The following is a 6,110-nucleotide window of genomic DNA, read 5'->3' on the forward strand; positions in this document are numbered from 1 at the left end:
CCCACCGGGCCCCGTCCCCCCGGGCGTGGGGCGGCGCGCACGGTGCCGCGGCCCCCGCCGCCGCTCAGGAGGCCCGCTCCAGGATCACCACGGGGATGTCCCGGTCGGTCTTGCGCGCGTACTCGTCGTAGTCCGGCCACACGGCCGCCATCACGGGCCACAGCCGGGCCTTCTCGTCCATATCGGCCGTCCGGGCCCGCGCCGGGAACCGCTCGCCCCGGATCTGTACCCGGACGTCGGGGTCGTCCCGCAGGTTGAGGTACCAGGCCGGGTGGCTGTCCGCGCCGCCCTTGGAGGCCACGACCACGTAGCGCCCGTCCACCTCCTGGAAGATCAGCGCCGACTTGCGCGGTTCCCCCGTCCGCCGGCCGGTGGTGGTCAGGATCAGGATGGGCGCGCCCTTGTACCAGTCGTAGCCGACCTCGCCGTCGGTCTCCTCGTACCGACGCACGTGTTCGTCGCCGAACAGCATCGTCAGCCCCTTTCCCTCGGTTCGCGCGTCACCCTACCGATCCACTCCGCCGCGTCGGGACACCGCGGCGGTGCCTGACGGGAGCCCGTCGGGTGTCGTGGACAGCACCTCGGCGAGCAGCGCGGGGTCGACGTTGCCGCCCGAGACCACGGCCACGGCCGGACCGTCCGGCAGCCGCGGGGCCCGGAACAACCACGCGGCCGTGGCCACCGCACCGCTGGGTTCGGCGACGAGCCCGCCGTGCCGCGCGAGCAGGGCCATCGCCGCGCGGATCTCGTCCTCACCCACCGTGACGATGTCGTCGAGCACGGCCCGCAGGTGGGCGAAGGTCAGCTCGGACGGTTGGGCACGGAGCCCGTCGGCCATCGTCCGTGCCCGGTCCGCCACCGGCCAGTCGACCCGCCGCCCGGTGTGCAGACCCTCCCGCGCGTCCGCCGCCAGCTCCGGTTCGACGCCGACGACCCGGGCACGGGGACACAGCGCCCGCACCGCGGTCCCGACCCCGGCGGCGAGGCCACCACCGCTGACCGGGACCAGCACGACACCGACGTCCGGCAGGTCGGCGGCGATCTCCAGGCCGACCGTGCCCTGCCCCGCGATCACATCAGGGTGGTCGAACGGCGGGACCAGCTCCGCGCCCAGCTCGGTGACCAGCCGCCCGGCCACGGCCTCCCGCTCGCCGGGTCCGCAGAGGACCACCTCGGCCCCGTACGCCCGGGTGCCGTCGATCTTGACCTGCGGGGTCGAGTCCGGCATCACGACGTGCGCGCGGACGCCCGCCGCACGGGCCGCGGCGGCCACGGCACGGGCGTGGTTGCCGCTCGAATAGGCGACCACACCCCGCCGGCGCCGCTCCGGGTCGAGGCGGGCGAGCGTGTTGAGCGCCCCGCGGATCTTGAACGCACCGACCGCCTGGAGACTCTCCGGTTTCACCCACAGGGAGCCGGGTCCTCCCGCCCACGGGCAGGGCAGCAGCGGGGTGCGCACCGTCGCGTCCCGGATCCGGTCGGCGGCGGCGCGGATGTCCGGCAGGGTCACGAGATCCACCGGTCCAGTGTGCCACCGGCCGCGGCCCCGCCGGGTGCGATCGGCGGTCGTCCGCGATTTTCCTTCGAGCAATGTCGAGGGCAGGTACCGTGGCGGTGTGACGAAGCTCGCCGACCATCTCACCATCGGACAGGTCGCCGAACGCAGCGGCGTGCCGCACACCGCCCTGCGCTTCTACGAGGACCGCGGACTGATCCACGCGGAACGCTCCGCGGGCAACCAGCGCCGTTTCCCGCGCTCCGTGCTGCGGCGGATCGCCTTCATCCGCGCCGCGCAGCGGGTGGGGCTCTCGCTGGAGCAGATCGGGGAGGCACTCGCCACGCTGCCGCACGACCACGCCCCCACCAAGGCCGACTGGGCGCGGCTGTCCCGTACCTGGCGGGCCGAGCTGGACGCGCGCATCGACGCGCTGCAACGGCTGCGGGACCAGCTCACCGGCTGTGTCGGGTGCGGCTGCCTGTCGCTGCGCACCTGTGCCCTGAACAACCCGGACGACCAAATCGCCCGGTACGGGCCGGGTGCCCCGGTGCTCAAGCCGTCCGCCGAGGGCGGACTGTGACCCGGTGGGTCGTACCCGGCGCCCCCTCACCCGGTCAGCCGCTCAGCCGGTCAGCCGCTCAGCCAGGCGACAGCACCACCCACCGCGAGCAGCGCCGCCACGGCGAGCGCGACGGCCGCGACACGTGAGTTCTTCCAGGTGGTGACCGCCCCACCCGCGAGGAACCCGCCCACGGCGAACAACAGCAGCGCCACCAGCGCGTCCGCCATCAGTTCCCCCTCACCGGCCGGGCCCGGAACCACGACTCACGCCGACCACCACGGACGCCCCCGACCGGTAGGTCACAGGACGCCCTTGGTGGACGGGACCCCGCCCGCGCGCGGGTCGGGTTCGCACGCCTCCCGCAGTGCCCGCGCCAGCGCCTTGTACTGTGCCTCGGCGATGTGGTGCGGATCCCGCCCGTGCAGCACGCGGACGTGCAGCGCGATCTGCGCGTGGAAGGCGAACGACTCGAACACGTGCCGGGTGAGCACGAACGGGTAGTTGCCCCCGACGGTGAACGTGTGGAACTGCTCCGGCTCCCCGACGTGGACGCAGTACGGCCGGCCGGAGACGTCCACGGCCGCGTGCGCCAGGGTCTCGTCCATCGGGATCCACGCGTCCCCGAACCGGCGGATGCCCTGCTTGTCCCCGAGCGCCCGGTGCACCGCCTGCCCCAGCACGATCGCGGTGTCCTCGACGGTGTGGTGGGCGTCGATGTGCACGTCGCCGGTCGCCTCGACGGTCAGGTCGAGACTGCCGTGCACGCCGAACGCGTGCAGCATGTGGTCGTAGAACGGCACCCCGGTGGCCACCTCGACCCGACCGGTCCCGTCCAGGTCGACCTCCACCCGGATCGACGACTCCTTCGTGGTGCGCTCCACCGCGCCCTTCCGGGTCACGTCGCGACCTCCTTGCTCGCCCGCAGAAAGGCGTCGTTCTCCTCGGGCGTGCCGATGGTCACCCGCAGGTGTCCCTCGATCCCCACGTCCCGGATCAGCACTCCCTGGTCCACATAGGACCGCCAGACGGCGGGAGCGTCCGCGAACCGTCCGAACAGGACGAAGTTGGCGTCGCTGTGCACCGGGTCGAGCCCGAGCGCGCGCAGGCCGTCGCAGACCCGTTCCCGCTCGGCCGCCAGCTCCGCCACCGAGGCGAGCGTCGCGTCGGCGTGCCGCAGCGCCGCGCGGGCGGCCGCCTGCGTCAGCACGGACAGGTGATACGGCAGCCGCACCAGTTGCAGCGCGTCCACCACGGCGGGCGCGGCCGCCAGGTACCCGAGGCGGCCCCCGGCGAAGGCGAACGCCTTGCTCATCGTGCGGGAGACGATCAGCTTCGTCGGGTGCTCGTCCAGCAGGTGCACCGCGCTCGGCCGGGAGGAGAACTCGGCGTAGGCCTCGTCCACGACGACCAGCCCCGGCGCGGCACGCAGGATCGCGTCCAGCGCCTCCTCCGGGACCGACCCGCCGGTGGGGTTGTTCGGGCTCGTCACGAAGACCACGTCCGGGGCACGCTCGGCCACGACCTCCGCCACGGCCCCGGCGTCCAGGGAGAAGTCGGCCGCACGCGGCGCGGGGCGCCACTCGGTGCGGGTGCCCGAGGCGAGGATCGGGTGCATCGAGTACGACGGCTCGAACCCGAGCGCCGACCGCCCCGGGCCACCGAACGCCTGCAACACCTGCTGCAGGATCTCGTTCGAGCCGTTGGCGGCCCAGATGTGCCGTTCGGTCAGCGACGCACCGGTCGCGGCGGACAGATACGCCGCGAGGTCCCGGCGCAATGCCACGGCGTCGCGGTCCGGGTAGCGGTGCAACTCGCGGGCGGCCTCCCGGGCCGCCTCGGCGACGTCGTCCACCAGTTCCGCCGGCGGCGGGAACGGGTTCTCGTTCGTGTTCAGCCGCACCGGCACGTCCAGCTGCGGGGCCCCGTACGGGCTGCGGCCGCGCAGGTCCTCGCGCAGCGGCAACTGCTCCGGGGTGACGTCCTCGGCGCTCATGCGGTGCCCTCCGAACCCGGGAACCGGGCGGCCACGGCCTCGCCGTGCGCGGGCAGGTCCTCCGCGTCGGCCAGCGCGACCACCGCCTCGGCCACGTCGGCCAGCGCCGCCGCGCTGTAGTCCACGACGTGGATGCCGCGCAGGAAGCTCTGCACGGACAGACCCGAGGAGTGCCGGGCGAAGCCGCCGGTGGGCAGCACGTGGTTCGACCCGGCGCAGTAGTCGCCGAGCGAGACCGGCGCGTACGGGCCCACGAAGATCGCACCCGCGTTGCGCACCCGGGCGGCCACCCCGGCGGCGTCGGCGGTCTGGATCTCCAGGTGCTCGGCTGCGTAGGCGTCGACCACGCGCAGGCCGTCGTCCAGCGAGGAGACCAGGACGGTGCCGGACTGCCTGCCGGTCAGCGCCGTCCGGACGCGCTCGGTGTGCTTGGTGTCCGCGACCCGCGTCTCCAGTTCGGCGTCCACGGCGTCGGCCAGCGCGGGTGAGGTGGTCACCAGCACACTGGCGGCCAGGGTGTCGTGCTCGGCCTGGCTGACCAGGTCGGCGGCCACGTGCGCGGGCTCGGCCGTGTCGTCGGCGAGGATCGCGATCTCGGTGGGCCCCGCCTCGGAGTCGATGCCGATGATCCCCCGCAGCATCCGCTTCGCGGCGGTGACGTAGAGGTTGCCCGGCCCGGTCACCATGTCGACCGGGTCCAGGTCGGTGCCGTCGGTGTCGCACGCCCCGTGCGCCAGCAGCGCGACGGCCTGCGCGCCGCCGACCGCCCACACCTCGTCGACCTCCAGCAGCGCGGCGGCGGCGAGGATCGTCGGGTGCGGCAGGCCCCCGAACTCCGCCTGCGGGGGTGAGCACAGCACCAGCGAACCGACCCCGGCGGCCTGGGCGGGCACCACGTTCATCACCACGCTGGAGGGGTACACGGCCAGTCCGCCCGGCGCGTACAGGCCGACCCGCCCGACGGGCACCCAGCGTTCGGTGACCGTGCCGCCCTCGGCGACCCGGGTGGTGACGTCGTCACGACGCTGGTCGGCGTGCACCGCACGGGCGCGGGTGATCGACTCCTCCAGCGCGGTCCGGACGGCGCCGTCCAGGCCCGCGAGCGCGTCGTCCAGCGCGGACCGGGGCACCCGCACGCGGGCGGGCCGCACCGTGTCGAACCGCTCGGTGTAGTCGAGCACCGCCGCCACGCCGTGCTCGCGCACCGCCTCGACGACCGGCCGTACCTGATGCTGCACCGCGTCCACGTCCACCTCGGCACGCGGTAGCGTGGCACGTAACTGGGCCGGGGCCGGGACACGACCGCGCAGGTCGGTGCGGTTCAACATACGGTCAAGGGTACGAGGCCCCGACAGGTTTCCTCCCGGGAGGTGCGCATGCTGCGCGTGGGCTTGTGTCAGCTCACATCGAGTGCCGATCCGGCGGAGAATCTGCCGCTGATCCGGGAGTGGGGCACCGCGGCCGCCGGGGCGGGGGCCCGAGTGGTGGTCTTCCCCGAGGCGATGATGGCCCGGTTCGGCACCCGGCTGGGCCCGCTGGCCGAACCGGTCGACGGACCGTGGGCGACCGCGGTCGCCGGGATCGCCCGCGAGGCGGGAGTGCTCGTGATCGCCGGAATGTTCACTCCCGCGGGGGACGGCGCCCGGGTCCGGAACACCCTGCTGGTCACCGGGCCCGGCGAACACCGCGGCTACGACAAGATCCACCTCTACGACGCCTTCGGTTTCCGGGAGTCGGACACGGTCGCCCCGGGCTCCGACCCGGTGACGGTGACCGTGGACGGGATGACCCTCGGCCTGGCCACCTGCTACGACGTGCGCTTCCCCGAACTGTTCCGGGCGCTGGCCGACAAGGGGGCCGAGGCCGTCGTCCTGCCCGCGTCCTGGGGCGCGGGCGAGGGCAAGCTCGCGCAGTGGGAGCTGCTCGTGCGCGCGCGGGCGCTCGACTCGGGCACCTGGGTGCTGGCGTGCGGGCAGGCCGACCCGGCCGCGTCCGGGATCACACCGCACCCGAAGGCACCGACCGGCATCGGTCACTCGATCGTGGCCGATCCGTTC

General features: G+C 74.1%; 8 protein-coding genes. 2 read left to right on the plus strand and 6 right to left on the minus strand.

Annotated elements, in window-relative coordinates; genetic code table 11:
• Positions 1 to 64 precede the first annotated feature (64 nt).
• Together SACPADRAFT_RS0212945 and SACPADRAFT_RS0212950 are read right to left on the minus strand one after the other, a co-directional pair.
• A complete protein-coding gene (locus SACPADRAFT_RS0212945) occupies positions 65 to 472 on the minus strand; it encodes a nitroreductase family deazaflavin-dependent oxidoreductase (protein ID WP_007026087.1) in 408 nt (135 codons plus the stop codon).
• A gap of 33 nt (positions 473 to 505) precedes the next feature.
• Positions 506 to 1,519 (minus strand): threonine ammonia-lyase, encoded by a 1,014-nt coding sequence (locus tag SACPADRAFT_RS0212950; protein ID WP_051442450.1) that lies wholly within the window; start codon positions 1,517 to 1,519, stop codon positions 506 to 508.
• Positions 1,520 to 1,616: 97 nt separating this feature from the next.
• On the opposite strand from SACPADRAFT_RS0212950, the gene soxR reads away from it, so the two are divergent.
• A complete protein-coding gene (gene soxR / locus SACPADRAFT_RS0212955; RefSeq protein WP_007026085.1) occupies positions 1,617 to 2,078 on the plus strand; it encodes a redox-sensitive transcriptional activator SoxR in 462 nt (153 codons plus the stop codon).
• 50 nt (positions 2,079 to 2,128) lie between these two features.
• Here the strand turns inward: soxR and SACPADRAFT_RS32840 are convergent, their stop codons facing one another.
• The 4 genes from SACPADRAFT_RS32840 to hisD all read right to left on the minus strand — a co-directional run bounded on the left by SACPADRAFT_RS32840 (position 2,129) and on the right by hisD (position 5,381).
• Complete coding sequence (locus tag SACPADRAFT_RS32840; RefSeq protein ID WP_007026084.1) at positions 2,129 to 2,287, minus strand: hypothetical protein; 159 nt, start codon at positions 2,285 to 2,287, stop codon at positions 2,129 to 2,131.
• A 72-nt stretch (positions 2,288 to 2,359) separates the two neighbouring features.
• A complete protein-coding gene (hisB, locus tag SACPADRAFT_RS0212965) occupies positions 2,360 to 2,959 on the minus strand; it encodes an imidazoleglycerol-phosphate dehydratase HisB (protein ID WP_007026083.1) in 600 nt (199 codons plus the stop codon).
• The gene (locus SACPADRAFT_RS0212970) at positions 2,956 to 4,053 is read right to left on the minus strand and encodes a histidinol-phosphate transaminase (RefSeq protein WP_007026082.1); all 1,098 of its coding nucleotides are present in this window, start codon (positions 4,051 to 4,053) and stop codon (positions 2,956 to 2,958) included. The genes hisB and SACPADRAFT_RS0212970 overlap by 4 nt, the downstream gene beginning before the upstream one ends.
• Positions 4,050 to 5,381, minus strand: a complete 1,332-nt coding sequence (gene hisD / locus SACPADRAFT_RS0212975; protein ID WP_007026081.1) for a histidinol dehydrogenase — start codon at positions 5,379 to 5,381, stop codon at positions 4,050 to 4,052. The genes SACPADRAFT_RS0212970 and hisD overlap by 4 nt, the downstream gene beginning before the upstream one ends.
• Positions 5,382 to 5,429: 48 nt before the next feature.
• Here hisD and SACPADRAFT_RS0212980 point away from each other — a divergent pair.
• Positions 5,430 to 6,110: carbon-nitrogen hydrolase family protein (locus SACPADRAFT_RS0212980; protein ID WP_007026080.1), on the plus strand; the 681-nt coding region annotated here is incomplete at its 3' end.

Origin of the sequence: Saccharomonospora iraqiensis subsp. paurometabolica YIM 90007 (assembly GCF_000231035.2) — a bacterium.
Taxonomy (GTDB): domain Bacteria; phylum Actinomycetota; class Actinomycetes; order Mycobacteriales; family Pseudonocardiaceae; genus Saccharomonospora; species Saccharomonospora paurometabolica.